This is a genomic window from Sporosarcina thermotolerans (genome assembly GCF_030067815.1).
GTDB lineage: Bacteria > Bacillota > Bacilli > Bacillales_A > Planococcaceae > Sporosarcina > Sporosarcina thermotolerans.
The window spans coordinates 3,231,417-3,250,816 of sequence record NZ_CP125968.1; the positions used below are offsets into that span (position 1 = coordinate 3,231,417).

17 protein-coding genes and 3 pseudogenes are annotated in these 19,400 nt (G+C 42.0%); 11 read left to right on the forward strand and 9 right to left on the reverse strand.

Going from position 1 to position 19,400, the window contains the following annotated elements:
• Window positions 1–90: 90 nt before the first annotated feature.
• Together hemH and hemE are read right to left on the reverse strand one after the other, a co-directional pair.
• The gene (hemH, locus tag QNH10_RS18170; protein ID WP_283732685.1) at window positions 91–1,020 is read right to left on the reverse strand and encodes a ferrochelatase; all 930 of its coding nucleotides are present in this window, start codon (window positions 1,018–1,020) and stop codon (window positions 91–93) included.
• Between the two features lie 36 nt (window positions 1,021–1,056).
• Window positions 1,057–2,093, reverse strand: a pseudogene (gene hemE, locus QNH10_RS18175) (uroporphyrinogen decarboxylase).
• Window positions 2,094–2,310: 217 nt separating this feature from the next.
• Here hemE and QNH10_RS18180 point away from each other — a divergent pair.
• The 3 genes from QNH10_RS18180 (at window position 2,311) to QNH10_RS18190 (ending at window position 4,736) form a co-directional block, all read left to right on the forward strand.
• The gene (locus QNH10_RS18180; protein ID WP_283732686.1) at window positions 2,311–2,832 is read left to right on the forward strand and encodes an antibiotic biosynthesis monooxygenase family protein; all 522 of its coding nucleotides are present in this window, start codon (window positions 2,311–2,313) and stop codon (window positions 2,830–2,832) included.
• Window positions 2,833–2,936: 104 nt separating this feature from the next.
• A complete protein-coding gene (locus QNH10_RS18185) occupies window positions 2,937–4,103 on the forward strand; it encodes a M20 metallopeptidase family protein (protein ID WP_283732687.1) in 1,167 nt (388 codons plus the stop codon).
• 282 nt (window positions 4,104–4,385) lie between these two features.
• Complete coding sequence (locus QNH10_RS18190; protein WP_488199571.1) at window positions 4,386–4,736, forward strand: competence protein ComK; 351 nt, start codon at window positions 4,386–4,388, stop codon at window positions 4,734–4,736.
• A 60-nt stretch (window positions 4,737–4,796) separates the two neighbouring features.
• Here QNH10_RS18190 and QNH10_RS18195 read toward each other — a convergent pair whose 3' ends face one another.
• The 4 genes and pseudogenes from QNH10_RS18195 to QNH10_RS18210 form a co-directional block, all read right to left on the reverse strand.
• Entirely contained in the window at window positions 4,797–5,171 is a 375-nt protein-coding gene (locus tag QNH10_RS18195; RefSeq protein WP_283732689.1) for a YhjD family protein, read from the reverse strand.
• A 489-nt stretch (window positions 5,172–5,660) separates the two neighbouring features.
• Window positions 5,661–6,233, reverse strand: a complete 573-nt coding sequence (locus QNH10_RS18200) for a nuclear transport factor 2 family protein (protein WP_283732690.1) — start codon at window positions 6,231–6,233, stop codon at window positions 5,661–5,663.
• Between the two features lie 63 nt (window positions 6,234–6,296).
• Window positions 6,297–6,970, reverse strand: a pseudogene (locus tag QNH10_RS18205) (response regulator).
• 2 nt (window positions 6,971–6,972) lie between these two features.
• Window positions 6,973–8,133 (reverse strand): sensor histidine kinase, encoded by a 1,161-nt coding sequence (locus QNH10_RS18210; protein WP_381426413.1) that lies wholly within the window; start codon window positions 8,131–8,133, stop codon window positions 6,973–6,975.
• 148 nt (window positions 8,134–8,281) lie between these two features.
• Here QNH10_RS18210 and QNH10_RS18215 point away from each other — a divergent pair, with 148 nt between their 5' ends.
• The 3 genes from QNH10_RS18215 (at window position 8,282) to QNH10_RS20850 (ending at window position 10,125) form a co-directional block, all read left to right on the forward strand.
• A complete protein-coding gene (locus QNH10_RS18215) occupies window positions 8,282–8,914 on the forward strand; it encodes a YigZ family protein (RefSeq protein WP_283732692.1) in 633 nt (210 codons plus the stop codon).
• A 153-nt stretch (window positions 8,915–9,067) separates the two neighbouring features.
• A complete protein-coding gene (locus QNH10_RS18220) occupies window positions 9,068–9,766 on the forward strand; it encodes an LCP family protein (RefSeq protein WP_347177920.1) in 699 nt (232 codons plus the stop codon).
• Window positions 9,763–10,125 (forward strand): LCP family glycopolymer transferase, encoded by a 363-nt coding sequence (locus tag QNH10_RS20850; protein WP_347177921.1) that lies wholly within the window; start codon window positions 9,763–9,765, stop codon window positions 10,123–10,125. The genes QNH10_RS18220 and QNH10_RS20850 overlap by 4 nt, the downstream gene beginning before the upstream one ends.
• 292 nt (window positions 10,126–10,417) lie before the next feature.
• Here QNH10_RS20850 and QNH10_RS18230 read toward each other — a convergent pair whose 3' ends face one another.
• Entirely contained in the window at window positions 10,418–11,461 is a 1,044-nt protein-coding gene (locus QNH10_RS18230; protein WP_283732694.1) for a glycosyltransferase family 4 protein, read from the reverse strand.
• 255 nt (window positions 11,462–11,716) lie between these two features.
• Between QNH10_RS18230 and secA2 the strand changes: the two genes are divergently transcribed.
• Both secA2 and QNH10_RS18240 read left to right on the forward strand, forming a co-directional pair.
• Window positions 11,717–14,083, forward strand: a complete 2,367-nt coding sequence (secA2, locus tag QNH10_RS18235) for an accessory Sec system translocase SecA2 (protein ID WP_283732695.1) — start codon at window positions 11,717–11,719, stop codon at window positions 14,081–14,083.
• On the forward strand, window positions 14,080–14,976 hold the full coding sequence (locus QNH10_RS18240; RefSeq protein WP_283732696.1) for an accessory Sec system S-layer assembly protein: 897 nt from the start codon (window positions 14,080–14,082) through the stop codon (window positions 14,974–14,976). Before secA2 ends, QNH10_RS18240 begins: the two co-directional genes overlap by 4 nt.
• 320 nt (window positions 14,977–15,296) lie before the next feature.
• Here the strand turns inward: QNH10_RS18240 and QNH10_RS18245 are convergent, their stop codons facing one another.
• On the reverse strand, window positions 15,297–15,788 hold the full coding sequence (locus QNH10_RS18245) for a C40 family peptidase (RefSeq protein ID WP_283732697.1): 492 nt from the start codon (window positions 15,786–15,788) through the stop codon (window positions 15,297–15,299).
• Window positions 15,789–15,992: 204 nt separating this feature from the next.
• On the reverse strand, window positions 15,993–16,694 hold the full coding sequence (gene nagB / locus QNH10_RS18250; RefSeq protein ID WP_283732698.1) for a glucosamine-6-phosphate deaminase: 702 nt from the start codon (window positions 16,692–16,694) through the stop codon (window positions 15,993–15,995).
• A gap of 298 nt (window positions 16,695–16,992) precedes the next feature.
• Between nagB and QNH10_RS18255 the strand changes: the two genes are divergently transcribed.
• From QNH10_RS18255 to QNH10_RS18265, 3 genes and pseudogenes are all read left to right on the forward strand, one after another.
• The gene (locus tag QNH10_RS18255) at window positions 16,993–17,139 is read left to right on the forward strand and encodes a cytochrome c oxidase subunit 2A (RefSeq protein ID WP_283732699.1); all 147 of its coding nucleotides are present in this window, start codon (window positions 16,993–16,995) and stop codon (window positions 17,137–17,139) included.
• Between the two features lie 24 nt (window positions 17,140–17,163).
• The gene (locus QNH10_RS18260) at window positions 17,164–17,667 is read left to right on the forward strand and encodes a cytochrome c oxidase subunit II (RefSeq protein WP_283732700.1); all 504 of its coding nucleotides are present in this window, start codon (window positions 17,164–17,166) and stop codon (window positions 17,665–17,667) included.
• Window positions 17,664–19,317 (forward strand): annotated as a pseudogene (locus tag QNH10_RS18265) (b(o/a)3-type cytochrome-c oxidase subunit 1). Before QNH10_RS18260 ends, QNH10_RS18265 begins: the two are co-directional and overlap by 4 nt.
• The last annotated feature ends 83 nt before the right edge of the window (window positions 19,318–19,400 follow it).

Here is a 19,400-nt window from a genome sequence, read left to right on the forward strand (position 1 = left end):
AAAACGCCGCAGAGAGCCCAGTGATTCCCCACCGACAATGACAACTTTTTTCTTCTGTTCATTCATGTCCATCATCACTTCCTCACTGTTTCACGCCTTCAGTTGTTCAAGAACAGCATCAGACATGGCACTAATGAATAGCGGATCTGTATTCGGCATTTCCAGACGGTAATAAGAAGCACCAATTTCATCACAAACAACTTTACATTCGTAATCATTGTCGTATAGAACTTCCAAATGGTCCGAAACGAAGCCAACCGGCGTATAAACGAATGCTTCATATCCGTCTTTTTCATGCAATTCACGCGTCAAGTCTTGTACGTCCGGCCCTAACCAAGGCTCTCCCGTCTGTCCTTCACTTTGCCAACCGACTGCATAGTTTTTCACTTCAGCAGCTTCAGCGATCATTTTCGCCGTTTCTTCCAATTGTTCAGGATATGGATCTCCGAACTGCTTGATTTTCTCAGGCAAAGAGTGTGCTGAAACGATCAGACATGCTTTTTCCCGTTCCGCTTCGTTCATGCTATCGAATGAACCCCGGATTTTTTCTGTCCAATACTGGATGAATTTCGGTTGTTTGTACCAGCTATCAACTGAAGTAATCGAAATACCGTATTTTTCTGCTTCTTCTTTCGCACGTTCATTGTATGATTTTACGGAGAATGTTGAGTAATGTGGTGCAAGTACGATGGAAACTACTTCTTTGATTCCATCTGCGTCCATTTTTTCAACCGCTTCTTCAATGAAAGGCGTAATATGTTTTAGTCCGACATATACGCTAAATTCGATTTCATCTTGTGTTTTATTCAAGTGATCACAAAGCGCGTTTGCTTGGTTTTCCGTGATTTTCGCAAGTGGAGAAATTCCGCCGATTGCTTGGTAGCGGTCACGAAGGTTTTGTAGTTGTTCCGGTGCTGGTGGACGACCGCGTCGAATATGCGTGTAGTACGGTTCTATGTCTTCGTCTTTGTACGGAGTTCCGTACGCCATGACTAAAAGCCCCATTTTCTTCCTTGTCATTAGTTGCACCTCGTTTTAATCTGATTATAGTTTTACTTATTTTCGTAGTTGTGCACTGTACTCATGTACGAATTCAGTCAATCTCTTCAAAGTTGCTGGTTGGACTTCTGGGAAAACTCCGTGGCCCAAGTTGAAGATATGGCTGCCGTGCTCTACGCCTTGTTCGACGATTACTTTTGCACGTTCTTCTATGATGTTCCAATCAGCAAGGAGCAATGAAGGATCTAAATTCCCTTGTAATGTCTTCGTCAAACCTCTTTCCCGGCTTCTTTGATGCTTAAACGCCAATCAAGACCGACGACGTCTACAGGAAGGTCATGCCACTCGTTTGCCAAATGGCTTGCACCGACTCCAAACGTGATTAGCGGTACATTTAATTCGCGCAGCTCTGAGAAGATTCGGTTCATGACAGGTTTGATGAATGTTCTATAGTCAGATACATTCAAAGCTCCGACCCATGAGTCAAATACTTGGATTGCTGCAGCTCCTGCATTAACTTGTGCCTTGATGGAAGTGATGATTGTATCACCCAATTTATTCATAAGGGCAAACCATGCTTCCGGTTCCGACACCATGAAGGATTTTGTCAGATTATAGCTTTTTGACGGGCCGCCTTCAATCATATAGCTTGCCAACGTGAATGGCGCACCAGCGAAACCGATCAATGGTACAGTCAGTTGTTCTTTCAATATTTTAATCGTGTCGAGAACAAATGGAATATGATCTTCTGGAGACAGTTCTCCAAGATTATGAACATCTTGCACAGAACGGATTGGATTAGAAATAACAGGGCCAACGCCCGCTTTAATTTTCACATCGACCCCGATTCCTGGCAAAGGCGTTACGATATCCTTATACAAAATTGCAGCGTCTACATTGTAGTTATCAACAGGCAGCTTTGTTACATATGCACAAAGTTCCGGCTGGTGTGTAATCTCTTCAAGGGAGTATTTTTCTTTTATTTTACGGTATTCCGGTTGTGAACGGCCAGCTTGTCTCATGTACCAAACCGGTGTATGGTCAATTTTTTCGCCTTTAGCAGCACGAAGCAGTGTATCGTTAAATGTTGTCATAAATCGATTCCCACCTTCTTAAAGTATTAGCAAACGTTTTTCTTTATTCGCTTTCAAATATAGACGTTTCCTAGCGTAAAGTATAGTATTTGCCTCGTTTTGTCATGAATTTGTACTGCTTTCTCTGTCATTTCTGCCACCATATCGCCATTGTTTGTTTTAATTCTTCTGATAAGGGAAAATATGAGTAGTATCTATAGTAGAGGAGGATTTGGGAATGAATTTGTATTTGACATCCGGAACGAAGGACTTTATGGAGAAACTTCAACAACGCTATAAAGATAAGGGAATGATCCTCATGCACGGTGGCGGACAGTCGCTACTTTTACATGAAACAGAGGCGAAGTCATTATTCCAAACACCAAGACGTTATGAAGTCATCAGTTCAACCGGCAATCTTAAAGATGAAGGCTTTTTTGTCTGCAATAATGTCACAATCACTGATGAGGGGCGTCCTGTTTTCGAACATCGTTTCTCTTCTTTAAATGAAGAAATCGAGTCCCAACCGGGGTTCGTTGCCTTCCGCCTACTTCGCCCGATTGGTTCGGACACATATGTCATTATGACGGAATGGGAAGAGGCTTCGGACTTCGACCTTTGGAAAAACACATCGTCGTATAAGAATTCCCATCAAATGATTGATAATAAGGAGTTTGCAAATAGTACGACGCATATTTTTTCAAGCGCTCCCTATATTACTACATTTATTGCAAAGAAAGAGGATAGCGGCGAACGATAAGCATCTATCAGCAAAAGCGGAGCAGTTAGACATATTGCGGGTCCCGAAACGTATTGTTATAATTACGAATGTATAGAAAATACGTTTTTGAGAGGGGTTATCGAATGAATGGGCGATTGTTCGAAAAGCTGGACCGTAGCTTTGAAGATATGGTGATCATCCGCAGACATCTGCATATGCATCCGGAATTATCATTTCAGGAAGAGAAAACTGCACAATATATCCATGATTTCTACACCGATCTTGGGGTCGATGTTCAAACAGGTGTTGGCGGCAACGGAGTAGTGGCTCGCATCAAAGGGGCTCGTCCAGGAAAGACGGTTGCATTGCGTGCTGATTTTGATGCATTGCCAATCCAGGATGAAAAAGATGTTCCTTATAAATCCACAGTACCAGGCGTCATGCATGCGTGCGGCCACGATGGACATACCGCTGCATTATTGCAATTGGCGAAAGCCATCCATGAAATGCAGGAAGATCTTGCAGGGGAATATGTGTTTATCCACCAACACGCAGAGGAATATGCTCCAGGTGGCGCCATTTCAATGATTGAGGACGGATGTCTCGAAGGCGTCGATGCAATCTTCGGTACCCATCTCTGGTCGGGTACTCCATTAAGAACGATTGAATACTTAACAGGACCAGTCATGGCGGCTGCCGACCGATTCGAAATAACAATCCAAGGGGCAGGTGGACACGGGGCATCTCCTCATCAGACGAAAGACGCGGTAGTTATTGGAGCGCAGCTTGTCATAAACCTTCAGCAGCTTGTGTCGAGACGTGTCAATCCGATTGAGTCCGCTGTACTTTCCGTTGGCTCTTTCATCGCCGACAATGCCTTCAACGTAATCGCGGACTCTGCCAAACTTGGCGGTACCGTCCGTTCCTTCAACCCGGAAATTCGTGATTTGATGGAACGGGAAATGAAGCGTGTCGTAGAAGGAACTGCTATCACCCACGACTGTGAAATCAAATTCGACTATTTCCGCGGCTACCCTGCCGTCGTGAACCATAAAGCGGAGACTGAATTCCTAAAAGAAGTTGCTGAGCAAATCCCAGGTGTTGACGCGGTCATCGAAAGCAAGCCACATATGGGCGGAGAGGATTTCGCATATTATTTGGAAAAGGTTCCCGGAACATTCTTCTTCACAGGAGCACAACCGGCTACCCCTTACCCACACCATCATCCGAAATTCGATTTTGATGAACAAGCGATGTTACTTGCAGCGAAGACACTCGGCGCGGCCGCATTAGACTATCAAACTGTTTAAGAAAAATTGGATAATTAACATCTACAAGGACACCCCAATTTGAGAAGGGTGTCCTTTTTCACTGCGTAATTGTTAGTTTTGAATAAATAATTCAAATTATCGCACCAATTGATTGCTATTATTTTATTTATCCTATACTATAAAGTGGACGGGATAGACAGAGATTTTGACGAAAAAGGGGGAATTACCGATCAATAATGAGTTAACCACGAGATACATCATTACAGAAAAGACCTTCGTATTGGCACCGAAAATGCAGGCAACAAAATCTTCACAAGAGTCATCGAGCGGGAGAAGACGTTGATCGTTCCGAAAAAACCGTTACATATTGTGAGCCGTTCTTGCGCCGAATATGGTTCTGATTATGAAACCACCTTGAAGGCATCTAAAGTGTTATTCGGGAATAACAGACAAAAATCGCCCATTTTGTTGGCAAACTCTTATGGCTTACCATACATCTTCCTACCAACACTATCACCTCAGTCAGACCAAAATGTATGGATTGCGTACCATGCAATCGATCTTTTCAGCACTGACGGCTTAGGCACTTCCGTTTATTTTGATAATGGACAAAAATTCAAAACGGAAATCTCAGCCCCACCCTGTATCGCCAATTCGCCTTGGCAAGAATGATCGAAAAAGATTTCCTAAAGAAACGAGAAATGGCAAACCGTTCATTTTTCTTTTTCCCGGCTAATGAGAGGCCGAATAATTTCCCATCCTTGTGAAATACGAATCCAATAATTCTTCCGTCCTGTTTCTTAGACGGACATTCAAATACCGGCGATGATCTTCATAGCCACCATTGATAAAAATGTATTCCGTAAACATACTATCCCTGTCCTTACGGATTACTTTCATATCATGGCGTCTCAGATAAAATTTCGTTTCTTGCAACTCGCTTTGAACCTGTGTCATCGTAGCATCAATAATTTTAAGATAAGGGCCCTTCAATTTGAACGGGCCCTTTTCAAGCAGCTCCCGATCACGTTGCAATACAATTAAAAGCATCGGCAGATAAATCATATTTTCAAAATAAGGCAATGCCTTCCCAGGAATTAAAGGCATCACTTTCTCCTCCTCTCAAAAGGAACGTTTGTTCTTATTATATGACTTAAATTCGGAAAATGCAACACAGGCCGGAAGGTAATTTTATCCGCAGCGGAGAATGAGTGAGGTAGCTGCGCGCTTTATGCGTGTTTCGGGAGATTTATGGACTTTTGCGGGGATTTGTGCGTATTTTGCGCGATTTATAAGCTTTTAACAGCGTTAAAGCGTGTTTCAATTGTTTTATGAGTATTTAAAGGAATTTATGCGATTTTGGAAATAAAAAACGAGCCCACCATTTAATTTAATGATGGACTCGTTCTTATGTTTTATTCAAAAAAATAATTTATTAAAAGCAGTCACCGTTGATTGAAGCGTAGGGCGGCGACTCCTGTGGGATTAAGCGCGAATGGTGAGACCCCGCAGGGAGCAAAGCGAAGCGTCGCGGACGAGGAGGCTCACCCGCGCCCCACGGAAAGCGTCCGCCCGAAGCGCAAATCAACTTATTGCTTACTTCTGATCCTCCATATAATAAACTGAAGTGACCTTCCATTCCCCATCCTCTTTCGCGAAAACAGTCACCTGACGACCATTACGCTTCGTCTCAAGACCCGTCGACTTCTGCTTCATCGAAGTAAACAAATTCGCAAAAACTTGAGCCTCATTCGTATCCTCATCATACTTAACAACCGTAATATCCGACGCTTCACGGCTCAATGCGTACTCCTTAAAAACACCCTCAATATAAACCCGCTCTTCATCAATTGTAAAACTCTTAGGATTTTTAGAAAGAACACTCATATATTCATCAACATCCTGATTATTAAAAGCATGCATATACGTCTCAAAAGACTTTATAATAAGATCCTTCTCCGCAGAAGGAACATTCGTCGCCTCTTCAATCGAACCGCCCAACATATTAAAACCAACCTTATTTTCATCTACCCCGTGATCAATCGAACCAAAGCCACCAACCGTTTCACCATCACTTACAGAACCACCAGTGGAATTTTCCTTATTAGAACATGCCCCAAGAATAAGAACAAGCGCTAAAGCCAAGTAAATCAGTACATTTTTCTTCATACTACTCCTCCTAACATTAAAAAAGGGACCCTTTAAAAGGCCCCTTTATCATACCAATTAATATTACTTAACTTCAACCCAGCCGTTTTTGATTGCAGTGACAACTGCCTGAGTACGGTCGTTGACACTCATCTTTTGCAAGATGCTGGATACGTGGTTTTTCACAGTTTTTTCAGAGATGAAAAGCGTTTCCCCAATTGTACGGTTGCTTTGTCCATCCGTCAACAATTGTAATACTTCACATTCACGTCTTGTCAATAAATGAAGCGGACGGCGAATGTCATTTTGATGGAAGTATCCTTTATGTTCTCGTTCGCTGAGACGACGGTATTCCGCAACAAGATTGCGAGTCACTTTCGGATGTAGGTATGAACCTCCAGCCGCTACGACCTTGATGGCTTGGACGATAGCGTCAGCGTCCATTTCCTTCAGCATATAGCCAAGTGCGCCTGACTTCAACGCATGCGATACATATGAACATCATCATGGATGGAGAGAATGATAATTTTCGCGTCCGGGAATTCGTTTTTAACCTTTTCTGTTGCCTCTACGCCATTCATTCCCGGCATGTTGATATCCATTAATACGACGTCTGGTTCAAAGCGTCTGTAAAGTTCAGCCACTTCAGAGCCATCGTCCCCCTCTCCCACTACTTCGAATGAGTCTTCGAAATCGAGAATACGCTTAACACCTTCTCGGAAAAGCTGATGGTCATCCACAATTAAAATTTTGGTCATTTTCATTCCCTCCCAATACCCTTTTCAACAATTATATTTTCCTGTAACGGAATACGGAATAACACTGTAGTACCATTGCCTACGCTTGAAATAATTTTCATTTCACCTTTCAGCAATTCAATGCGCTCCCGCATCCCAATAATACCGAATGATTTCTCTTTAGATTGATTTACGTCAAAGCCTTTTCCATTATCTTTCACTACAATGTTCATTGTATCACGAAGCCATTCAACTTTCACCCATACATCCCTTGATTTACCATGTTTAAGGGCGTTGGTAATGCATTCCTGAACAAGTCGAAAAGTCGACACTTCAAAATTCGGCTCCAAGCGCCGCTCGCTGCCATTATTCACGAAGTGAATTGTAGTACCTTTCTCATATTCCATGGTCGTTTGGGAATACTTTCGTAGTGTCGGTATTAACCCTAAATCATCAAGCGCCATGGGACGTAGGTCATAAATGATACGACGCACTTCAAGAAGGGCATTTCTTACCATTTCCTTTAATGAGTGAAGCTCGGATATCGCTTCATTGGGACCTCTTTCGGTAAAGGTCTTTTCAATAAGTCCAGAACGAAGCAGAACATTGGCGAGCATCTGAGCTGGACCGTCGTGAATATCCCGGGAAAGGCGTTTTCGTTCTTCCTCTTGTGCCTGGATAATCTGAACAGCGAACTCCTGTTTCTTTCGTGCCGTTTCTAACGCTTCACCAACCTTTTTCAAATCGGAAGTCAAATACGAAATGACTGTAGTTACCTGATTAATAAGGTGATCAGCTTTATCAATTGTCTCTAATAGAGCTGCTATTCGCCGATCAAGATCGTCCCGGCGTGCACGTAATTGCTTTTCCTCCATCCGGTTGATAGATAACCTTACAAGCAGATCATTCGCAGTCTCATAAGCCTTTCGCACTTCTTCCTCGGAGTAATTCATAAAGTTCTTCGATACATCCGCAAGTCTTCTCCGAGAATGCCGTGTCAAATCCTCTAAATTATCTCCTTCATCGATTACCCGGGAAATCTCTTCTTTAATAAGTGCAATTTCAGTCTGCATCTCCTGGAAGGTTAGGCGGCTTTGCTCGCTAATAGAGAAAATATCATTTTTGGATTTATCCATCACATTAACCATATTATCGAAGATACTTTCCAAACGTTGGATATCCATGGTATTCTCTGCCAATTTTAACACTCCCATCCAGGCCACTATGTAGCAATGTTGCAGTATTCTTTAATAACGAATACACTTTATTATTATATCATCATAAAACTGAATACATATTAAGATTGTATTACAAGTGATAGGGGTGCTGCAAATGAGAGCGGATTACAAAACAGTCAAATTGTCCGGCGAAAGTGAACTCGTCATACAAAAATCTAAATTCCTCACATATGTCAGACGGGTAGAGACGGAAGAGGAAGCATTGGATTTCATACAAGAGATCAAAAAGATGCACCATACAGCGACACACAACTGTTCAGCCTATATTATCGGGGAGCATGACCAGATTCAAAAAGCGAATGATGACGGAGAACCATCAGGAACAGCTGGTTTTCCGATGCTTGAAGTCCTGAAAAAACAAGGATTGAAAGATACTGCAGTTGTAGTAACTCGCTATTTCGGAGGCATCAAATTAGGCGGCGGCGGACTAATTCGGGCGTATGGCCGGGCCACAACCGAAGGAATAGCCGCAACCGGTGTAGTTGAACGAAAGCTGCATCAGTTAATGAAAGTTTCCATCGATTACACTTGGCTTGGAAAAGTTGAGAATGAAGTTAGGCAATCTCCTTATCCATTAAAAGAGATTCTATATGAGGAAGACGTCAGCTTACTGCTATACGTACCGACTGATCATTCCAATGAATTTATCGAATGGATAACAGATTTAACAAACGGCCAAGCCGAGATATCCACTGAATCTAATACATTCCTTGAATTTGAAGTCTGATAATAGTATACGACAACCGAATTTAATAGTATAATGGTGAAAGTTGACGAATGATTACATTTATTGCAACTAAGTTACACGTAGACTTTTGCGCATACTAACTAAAAGATTAAAATTGCTAAGAAAATTCCTTAGCCCGGTGGAGGCTTAAATATGAAAAGAAAAGAATTTAAAAAAATGAAGAAAGCGACGTCAAAGACTCGTATTGCCGTCAAAATAGGTCTATTAGTTTCGTTGACCGCATTGCTTGTAATAGCTTCCTACGCGCTTTCATTGCGTCAGAAGGCTGAACAAGCCGTCGAAAATGCATATGAAGCGGTTCCTACTACATCGAAATCCGAATTAAGAGGTAATTCCAAGGTTAAGCCGTCGAGGGATAACGTATCCATTTTATTAATCGGTGTAGATGAAAATGATACTCGGATGGAAGCAAGAGGCCGCTCCGATGCACTTCTTGTTGCAACCTTCAATGTGGAAGAAAAATCCGTAAAATTATTAAGCATCCCTCGGGACTCTTACGTCTACATCCCGAAAGTCGGATATAAAGATCGGATCAACCATGCTCATGCTTTCGGAGGAACTCATGCAGCAATCGAAACAGTCGAGGAATTGTTAGACATTCCAATCGATTATTATGTGAAGATGAATTTCAATGCGTTTATCGAAGTTGTTGATGCATTAGGCGGTATTGAAGTCGAAGTACCATATAACAGACTGGAAAAAGACGAAAATGATAAAAACACCATTCAATTGAAAAAAGGACTTCATGTGCTTGACGGTCGACATGCTCTTGCATTAGCTGCACACGTAAGCTTGATAGCGATCTTGAACGTGGAAAGCGCCAACAAATGATTTTGCAAGCAATCATCAAAGAAACGGCTTCAGTGAAATCGATCGGGAAGTATGGAGATGTCATCGAGGCTGTCGGAGATAATATGAAAACTGACATGACCTTTGGTGTGATGACATCGTTCTGGGAATATGCAAAAGGTGGTATGCCCAAAATCGATACGATTAACTTAAAAGGCTATGATGATTATTCAAAAGGTCCCTATTATTATCAGTTGGATCAAACCGACCTGGAAAATGTAAAACAGTTATTGAAAGCCCATCTTGGACTCATCCCGGATTCTTCGAATTTAACTGATGGCAGTTCAGACATTTACGGGGCAACAGATGAAAGTGCTGATGGCAGTGAAGATATAAAATGAAAAAACATCCCGCTGATTCTATTCAGCTGGGTGTTTTTTGTTGGAACAAAATATAATCCAGATAGGTCGAAGGTCATGAAACGACGATATTTCGTGAAGTGACCGATAACTCGCAGCAAGTGACCGATATCTTTGCGATAGTGACCGATAACCCCCGGCAAGTGACCGATAAATTTGTGAAAGTGACAGATAACCACCCGCGACAAACAATCGATCCCCATTTTTGTTTCATTCCAATAAAAAAGAACGATGATATGCATCATTCGCATACCACCGTTCTATATAGTATTATTTATTTTCCAATCATACGAACAAGGTTCAATATAGGACGATAATTTGTTCCGGCCAGGCCAATGACTTCGACGAAAAGCTCAATTGCAAGGAGCATGACGGCGATAAGTACGATTGCGCCCCAGACCGTTGCCTGTGAGAAAAGTACAGCCGCAACACCGAATAGAATAGCAAGTCCGTAAATAATAAGAACAGTCTGTCTGTGGGAGAACCCTGCTCTCAACAGACAATGATGTAAATGCGATTTATCTGGTGCTGAAATCGGTTGTTTCATCCTTAAACGACGAACAATCGCAAAGAATGTGTCCGAAATTGGTACACCTAACATGATGATTGGGATGACCAACGAAACGACTGCAACATTCTTAAACCCTAATAATGCTAATACTGCAATCATGTAACCAAGGAATAATGCCCCTGTATCCCCCATAAAAATTTTCGCGGGCTGGAAATTATAGAACAGGAAGCCAAGTGAGCTTGCAGCCAAGATAGCAGCAGTCGCGACAACGAACATGTCTCCCATGATTACAGCCATCACAGTAATAGATATGAGAGCAATCGTAGAAACGCCAGCAGCAAGACCATCCAAGCCATCAATTAGATTAATAGCGTTAGTTATGCCAACAATCCAAATGATTGTAATTGGAATACTTAAGTATCCAAAATCAAAAGGACCGAAAAATGGTAAGTTAATGAATTCGATTTGTAAACCGCCCCAAGCGACAACTACAATAGAAGCAGCCAATTGGCCAAGTAACTTAGCCTTAGCGGTGATATCAAGCATATCATCCAAAAATCCAGTTATGATAATGATAAGTGCTCCAACAAGAATTCCAATTGCATGCTCATCTTCAGGACGTAATAATAAATAGCCGACAGCGAAAGCGCCAAAAATTGCGACCCCGCCGATACGCGGCATGACGGACGCATGCACTTTCCTATAATTGGGATGATCGACTGCCCCGATTCGGAATGCAAACTTTATGACAAGTGGAGTTAGTATGATGGAAGCTACGAATGCAGCAGCCATTGCAAGGAATAACATGTCCTTCCTCCCCGAATAAAACAAATTTAGATAGCCAAACGTATTATAGCACGTTTAGATAGGGAAAGCATCCAAGTTTGCAAAAACATAGACTTCCATACCCTATTTTAATTTAACTCAAACTATAAACGAACATTTAAGCGGCTTCGTATCGTGCGTAATGTTTGATTTCTCCCTTGTGGTAGTCATTTCAGATATACTTTGATAAAATAGACGTATCCTTAAAGAGGGATTAGACAAAGGAGCATCCATTACATGTTATCATTTTTTAAGCGTTCAAATCAAACTAGTGAAAGACAGCTTCGCAAATACCGTAAAGTTGTTCAACACATAAATAATTTAGAATCAAAATACGAAGGCTTCACTGACGAAGAACTTGCAAATATGACTACAGTATTTAAAGAGCAACTTCAAAACGGTGAAACCGTCCATGATATCCTTCCAGAGGCTTTTGCAGTTGTGCGTGAAGCCTCGAAACGAATCTTGGACATGCGCCACTTCGATGTGCAACTAATCGGCGGAATGGTATTAGCCGAAGGAAATATAGCAGAGATGCCGACAGGTGAAGGAAAGACACTTGTTGCTTCACTTCCTTCCTATTTAAGAGCTCTCGAAGGAAAAGGTGTCCACGTTATTACCGTCAATGATTATCTTGCTAAACGAGATTATGATCAAATCGGTCAAATTCATCGCTTCCTTGGACTGACTGTCGGTTTAAATGTACCGATGATGCAAGGGCCCGAAAAGCAGGATGCGTATATGTCCGACATCACATACGGAGTCGGCACGGAGTTTGGATTCGACTATCTTCGCGATAATATGGTGCGTCATACGGCAGATAAAGTTCAGCGTCCATACCATTTTGCGATTATCGATGAAGTCGACAGCGTTCTGATTGATGAAGCGAAAACACCTTTGATTGTCGCCGGCAAAATGCAGGCAGATGCGGATCTTCATTTTATCGCCGCAAGACTTGCTAAGCGTTTCAAAAAGGGCGTGGATTTTGAATTCGACGATGAAACAAAAGCTACTTCATTGACTGAGGAAGGCATCGAGAAGGTTGAAAAGGCGTTTGGCATCGATAATCTATATGATTTGGAACACCAAACACTCTATCATTACATGATCCAAGCAGTTCGCGCATATGTCATTTTCAAACGCGATGTCGATTATATCGTGAAAGATGAAAAAGTAGAGCTTGTCGATATGTTCACTGGCCGAATTATGGAAGGAAGGACGCTTTCGGACGGCCTTCACCAGGCGATTGAAGCAAAAGAGGGTCTGCCCATCACCGATGAAAATAAAGCACAAGCCCAAATTACGATTCAGAACTATTTCCGGATGTACCCAACGCTAAGCGGAATGACAGGAACTGCGAAGACTCAGGAAAAAGAATTCCGTGAAGTATATAATATGGAAGTTATCCAAATTCCAACGAATCGTCCGCGCGCTCGTATTGATTCACCAGATATGGTGTACCAAACGATTGAGCAGAAGTACGAAGCGGTTGCAAAAGAAGTTGCCAAGCGACATGAAAAAGGACAACCCGTTCTTGTTGGTACTACATCTATTTTGCAATCTGAAAAAGTGGCCGATTATTTGGATCGCTTTAAGCTTGACTATAACCTTTTGAATGCAAAAAGCGTTGAACAGGAAGTCGACCTCATTTCACAAGCAGGACAATATGGTCATATTACGGTAGCTACGAACATGGCTGGACGCGGAACTGACATTGTGCTTGGTGACGGTGTCGAGGAAATCGGTGGACTTTTCGTCTTAGGTACGGAAAAGCACGAAAGCCGTCGAATCGACAACCAATTACGCGGTCGTTCCGGACGTCAAGGTGACCACGGTGAAAGCCAGTTCTTCCTCTCACTTGAAGATGAAATGTTTACTCGTTTCGCAAAAGATGATTTGGAGAAATTCAATAAAAAAGTCAAAACCGGTGAAAATGGCCTTGTTCAAAATCCGGAAGTGAATGAATTGACAGAGCGTACGCAACGAATTGTCGAAGGCGCCCACTTCTCCATGCGCGAATACAATTTGAAGTTGGATGATGTCATCAATGACCAACGCGGTGTTCTTTATTCATTACGGGATAAAGTTCTTGAACAAGAAGACCTTTTCAGCCAGTTAAAAACAATGGTGTCTGAAGCGGTGGAATTTGTCGTTTACGACAGTTGCCCTGAAAATGAAACTGTCGACAACTATGATTTCGATAGAATCGAAAGGACGATGAACAGCCTTTTACTGAAGCCGCTTACGCTGCCGCGTAATGTAGAAAAGCCTTCTGATATCCTGAAATTATACAAAGAGCCGATTGATGAACTGTTTGCCTATGTCGATTCTTTCGCTGATAATGAGGAAGTCGTCAACCTCATCCCTCAAGTAATGTTGAGCCATATCGATAGTATGTGGGTGAAACATCTTGAAGTGATGACCCGTCTGAAAGAAGGGATTGGTTTACGATCTTACGGACAAGAAGACCCGATGCGGATTTATCAGCGTGAAGGCCTGCAACTATTCGCCACACATTACCAAAAGCTGCGCCGCAGTATCGCATCCGAGGTAATCGGATTTATGAAGCTTATTTCACAACAACAGGAGGCCGATGAATCATGAAACTTTTTTCCATGTTCAAGAAAACTGAAAAAACAGGGGCAGACAGCACTGTCAATTCAGGGGAAATTTTAGAGAACGCTGTCCAATCTGATGAAACGGATGATATCGAAACGCAATTATCATTTCATCCAGAATGGGCTTTGTCTCAAGAGCAGGAATATGTATTCCGTTTCCTATCCAATGAACTTGAACCATTAAAACCAAACCAGATTTCCCTCGCTGGCGTCGATATCGATGTCGAAAAAGCGGACGGCAGCTGGTTGGTTAAGGCGTTTTTCAGATCATCACTGGATCAGGCGATTTCAATGGGACCTGTCGAATTGCTTTTATTGGATGATAAAGGTGAAGTGATTGCTTCCCAGGAATTCAATTTAAGTGAATTAGGTGAAATCCAGGCTCGTAGTGCACGACCTTGGGTATTCGTTTTCACCAAGCAAAATACATTCATGGAAGAACCGCCTAAGGAGAATTGGAAGCTTGCTTTCAACGTACAATCCATGGTGCCACATAAACTTGAACTTGAACAAGCATGGGAAGATGGGCTCTCGGCTGAACAGAAAGACGCACTTGAAAAAGTCGTTGAACGGATGCCGAAGTTAAAACCTCGTGAAGTGAACTTTGCGGGCTTCCAAGTGAAGAAACAGGATGACGGCAGCATTGCAGTCTCCCTCTTCATCCGTAACGGTCATTCAAAGCAGATCAGCATTGAAAAGCTGCCACTTGAGCTATTGGACGCAACAGGTGACCTCGTAGCACGCGGCTCGTTCAATTTGTCGCCGCTTGAAGTGAAAGCAAACACTTCAAAACCGTGGACGTTCATCTATCCGAAGGAAATGGTTCAAAAAGAGGATCCAGATTTCACAAAGTGGGTTATTCGTGTACCAGAGCAATAATTATAGAGAAAGGGCAGTCTGATTTGCCCTCTATGACAGCGGGTGAAGGAAAATATTCCTTCACCCGTTTGTTATGCTATCGATTCGCTCGTTCTTTCCTATAACCGCTCGTTCTTTCCTATAACCGCTCGTTCTTTCGCATAACCGCTCGTTCTTTCGCATAACCGCTCGTTCTTTCGTATAACCGCTCGTTCTTTCGCATAACCGCTCGTTCTTTCGCATATGCGCTCGTTCTTTCACCGAAGCAATCAATATTAGTAAGCAAAACAAAAAGCAGATTCCGCGTAGGAACCTGCCGTATAGGTAAGTTTAGTTATATATTATTTAGACGCGACATCTGTGACACCAGTAATGCGTTTAGCGCCTACATATTTTTTGCCCCAATAAGCCGGGTCATTAAGCTTATCAACACGAACGCCTTTGGAAGATGAAGCATGCGCAAACTTTCCATCACCGATATAGATGCCGACATGCGAAACGCCTTTGCCAGTTGTGTTAAAGAAAACCAAATCGCCAACAACAAGATCGCTTTTCTCAACTTTTGTTCCTGTTGCGTACTGAGCTGAAGACGAACGAGATAGATTGACTCCATGCTGCTTGAATACGAAATGAACATAGCCTGAGCAATCAAAACCGGCTTTTGTAGTTCCGCCGTATACATATCTGATTCCTTTAAGACTTGTGGCCGTTTGTGATATCGCAGCTGAATCAATTGATGATGCTTCAGCTTGACCAGTGAAAGGTGAGACGAGTAATAGAAATGACAATGCAAAAATAGCACAATGCTTTTGCATGCGTGTTAAGATTCTCATATGTTCCCCAGGTTTTTTTATATTTATCTGAATAATCATCTAAGATAACTTTACCATGAACTATGCTCGTCCTATATTACAATTACGTAACAGTATAGTTACAAAAAATAATGTAAACTTACATTTGCAACACGCTTGTCATATTTGATTAAAAAGCCTAAAAAGCCGCATTCTCCACGGGGAGATGCGGCTTTACTGTTAGAATTAGATAGTTAAATCTGTAATAATCGTAACATCTTTATGATCATGTAAATAAGTAATTGTCCAGTCAGGATCCACTTTGCCCTCAAGGAACTTTGTAATCGCCGGACGCTTCTTCTCTCCGAATGCAAGAAGCACTAATTTCTTCGCACTAAGAATCGATGCGATTCCCATTGTCAGTGCAGTGTTCGGGATTTTTTCATCGTTTTCGAAGTATTGGCTATTGACACCTAATGTAGAGTCAGTCAATTCTGCAACATGAGTGACAGAATCAGCAGAAGTTCCCGGCTCATTGAATGCGATATGGCCATTTTCTCCTACACCCAATAATTGAATGTCAAGACCTGCTTTTTGCAAAGCCTCTTCATATCGCTTGCACTCTTCTTCCAGGTTTTCTGCCATCCCATTAGGAATATTCGTTTCTTTGAATTCTTTTTTGCTAAACAAATGATCGTTCATAAAAAACGCATAGCTATTCGGACTTGTGGCTTGTAGGCCAACATATTCATCTAAGTTAAACGTCGTTACATTTGAAAAATCCAATTGGGATTCAGTCAACTTTTTATATACAGGGATCATCGTACTTCCTGTCGCTAAACCAAGGACATGAAGTCGATCGTTTTCAAGTTCTTCTTTTATCAACTGATAAAATTGATCAGCACCCTTTTCAGGATTTTCAACTTGAATAAGTTTGTAGTTTACCATTTGTTCTCAACCGACTTTCATTATAAATTTGCTGTTACCTATTTATTGTAATTTCCAGAAACAGTATGGTCAACTTTCAACCTTTGGAACCACTCTACGACTTCCTTTTCCTTCCTCCCACGAATTTAAACCACTATACCATAACTATGGCAACTTTTTGAATTCCATTTGTACAAAGTGTGAAACTTTTTCACTATACGAGATACATAGGGATTTCCCTAATTCCTTCTTTTTGGCGTGCGTCTATGATGAAAGTATCAACGAGCAAAACGAATTTCTGCGTAGGGGGTGGAAATCTATGACTAACAAAAATAAAAAGCAGAATCAGCCAACACAAAAAGAATCTGAAATTAATCTAAAAGGTACTTTTATATCCGTCATGCTTCTTGGTGTCTTTATCCTTGTTTTATGGTTTGGCTCTTATGCGTTGTTTTTATCAAGATAATAAAATCAGTTAGGAGGAAAATCGATGCATTTGCATAAATATGAAAAGATTTGGCTCACATTCGGAATGGCTTCACTCGTCATTTTCTTACTTGTTATCGGATTTGCTGCATTCTGGAAAGGGACACACCCGCAGAGCCATATTGAAACTATCGATCCACAAAATGTCGAAGCACATGAAGCATTTAAACCAGAGAACCTCGGTCTTCGTGAAGTAGCGGACGGAAAATACACTGTTAACCTCGTTGCTTCAGCATTCAACTATGATTTTGGAACAGACGCGGACGGAAAAGCAGTTAAACGAATCCGTGTACCAAAAGGTTCCACTGTACTTTTCCAGGTTACTACTAAAGACGTCGTTCACGGATTCCAAGTTGCAGGAACGAACGTCAACATGATGGTAGAACCGGGCCACGTGAGTAGGCTTGAAACTGTCATGAAAAATGCAGGAGAGTTCACGGTTGTATGTAATGAATATTGCGGAGTCGGTCATCATCAGATGTTCGCAATCGTGGAGGTGTATGAATGATGCTGAAAAACTATAATTTCTCGAAGAAGGAATCCCGTCTTTACATGTCATACATGCATGTGACATTTGCATCGCTTCTTATTGGCGGCCTCATGGGTCTTTTACAGACACTTTCAAGGTCAGGGCAATTTCAATTGCCGTTCGGCATCAATTATTACACGATCCTAACGGTGCACGGCGTCATTTTAGGTCTCGTAATGACAACATTTTTCATCATCGGCTTCCAATTTGCGCTTATGGAAAAACAGTCGGCATCTCTGAAAAACAGCAAAAATGGGCATGGATCGCGTTCTGGACAATGCTCGTCGGTACAATTATGGCTGCAATTACGATTTTAGTCGGTCAAGCGAATGTTTTATACACATTCTATGCTCCACTTCGGGCACATCCTGCGTTTTACGTTGGTCTTGCATTGGTTATAGTCGGAAGCTGGATTGCTGTATTCGTTAATTTCCGTCAGCTATACGTATGGAAAAAAGCCAATCCTGGTCAGAAATCTCCATTGCTTGCATTCATGGTCACTATCAATATGGCAATGTGGTTTATCGCATCACTTGGTGTAGCAACTTCTGTATTGGTCCAATTCATCCCTTGGTCACTCGGATATGCTGCAACGATCAATGTCTTGCTTAGCCGTACATTATTCTGGTATTTCGGTCACCCACTTGTTTATTTCTGGTTGCTTCCTGCTTACATGGCATGGTATGCAATCCTCCCGAAAATTATTGGTGGAAAGTTATTCAGTGATTCTCTTGCAAGAATGGCATTCATCCTATTACTATTGTTCTCGATTCCGGTTGGGTTCCATCACCAATTAACGGAACCAGGTATTGACCAACATGGAAATTCATCCAAGTTGTCCTAACATTCATGGTTGTTATTCCTTCATTGATGACAGCTTTCTCGATTTTCGGTACGTTTGAAACAAGAGGACGTAAATTAGGTCACAAAGGGCTATTCGGCTGGTTAAAGCATTTACCATGGAAAGATGTACGTTTCCTTGCTCCGTTCATCGGAATGGTCGCTTTCATCCCGGGTGGCGCAGGCGGTATCGTCAACGCATCTCACCAAATGAACGCACTTATTCATAATACAATCTGGGTTACAGGGCATTTCCACTTAACTGTTGCAACAACTGTTATTCTAACGTATTTCGGTATGGCATACTGGCTTGTTCCACATTTGACAGGTCGTAGATTGACTCCAAAGTTGAATAAATTAGGGATTGTCCAAACGATTATTTGGACGGTCGGTATGACAATTATGTCGACGGCCATGCATATCCAAGGTCTCCTTGGCGGTCCACGTCGTTCCAACTTCTCGAATTATATGGGAGGCGAACAAGTTGAATCATGGATCAGCTATCAAATAGCTCAGGCGGTTGGTGGTACGATTCTTTTCATCGGCATCATCCTAATGATTTACATCTTCATCCAACTTGCATTTTTCGCACCAAAAGGAGTTCAGGAATTCCCGGTTGCTGAAGAGGAAGTCGATGCAGAACCGACACCTAAAATACTTGAAAACTGGTATTTATGGATTGGAATCACAATCGCTCTTATTCTATTCGCGTATACGATTCCAGTAATTGATATTATAAAACACTCCCCTCCTGGATCATTGCCATTTGATTGGCCGATCGGAAGGTAATTTTCAAGCCTCGGGTCTATGATGCCCGAGGCTTTTTTATTCATAAATACTTATCAGAAAGTTACGTGTATGGTATAGTGAAT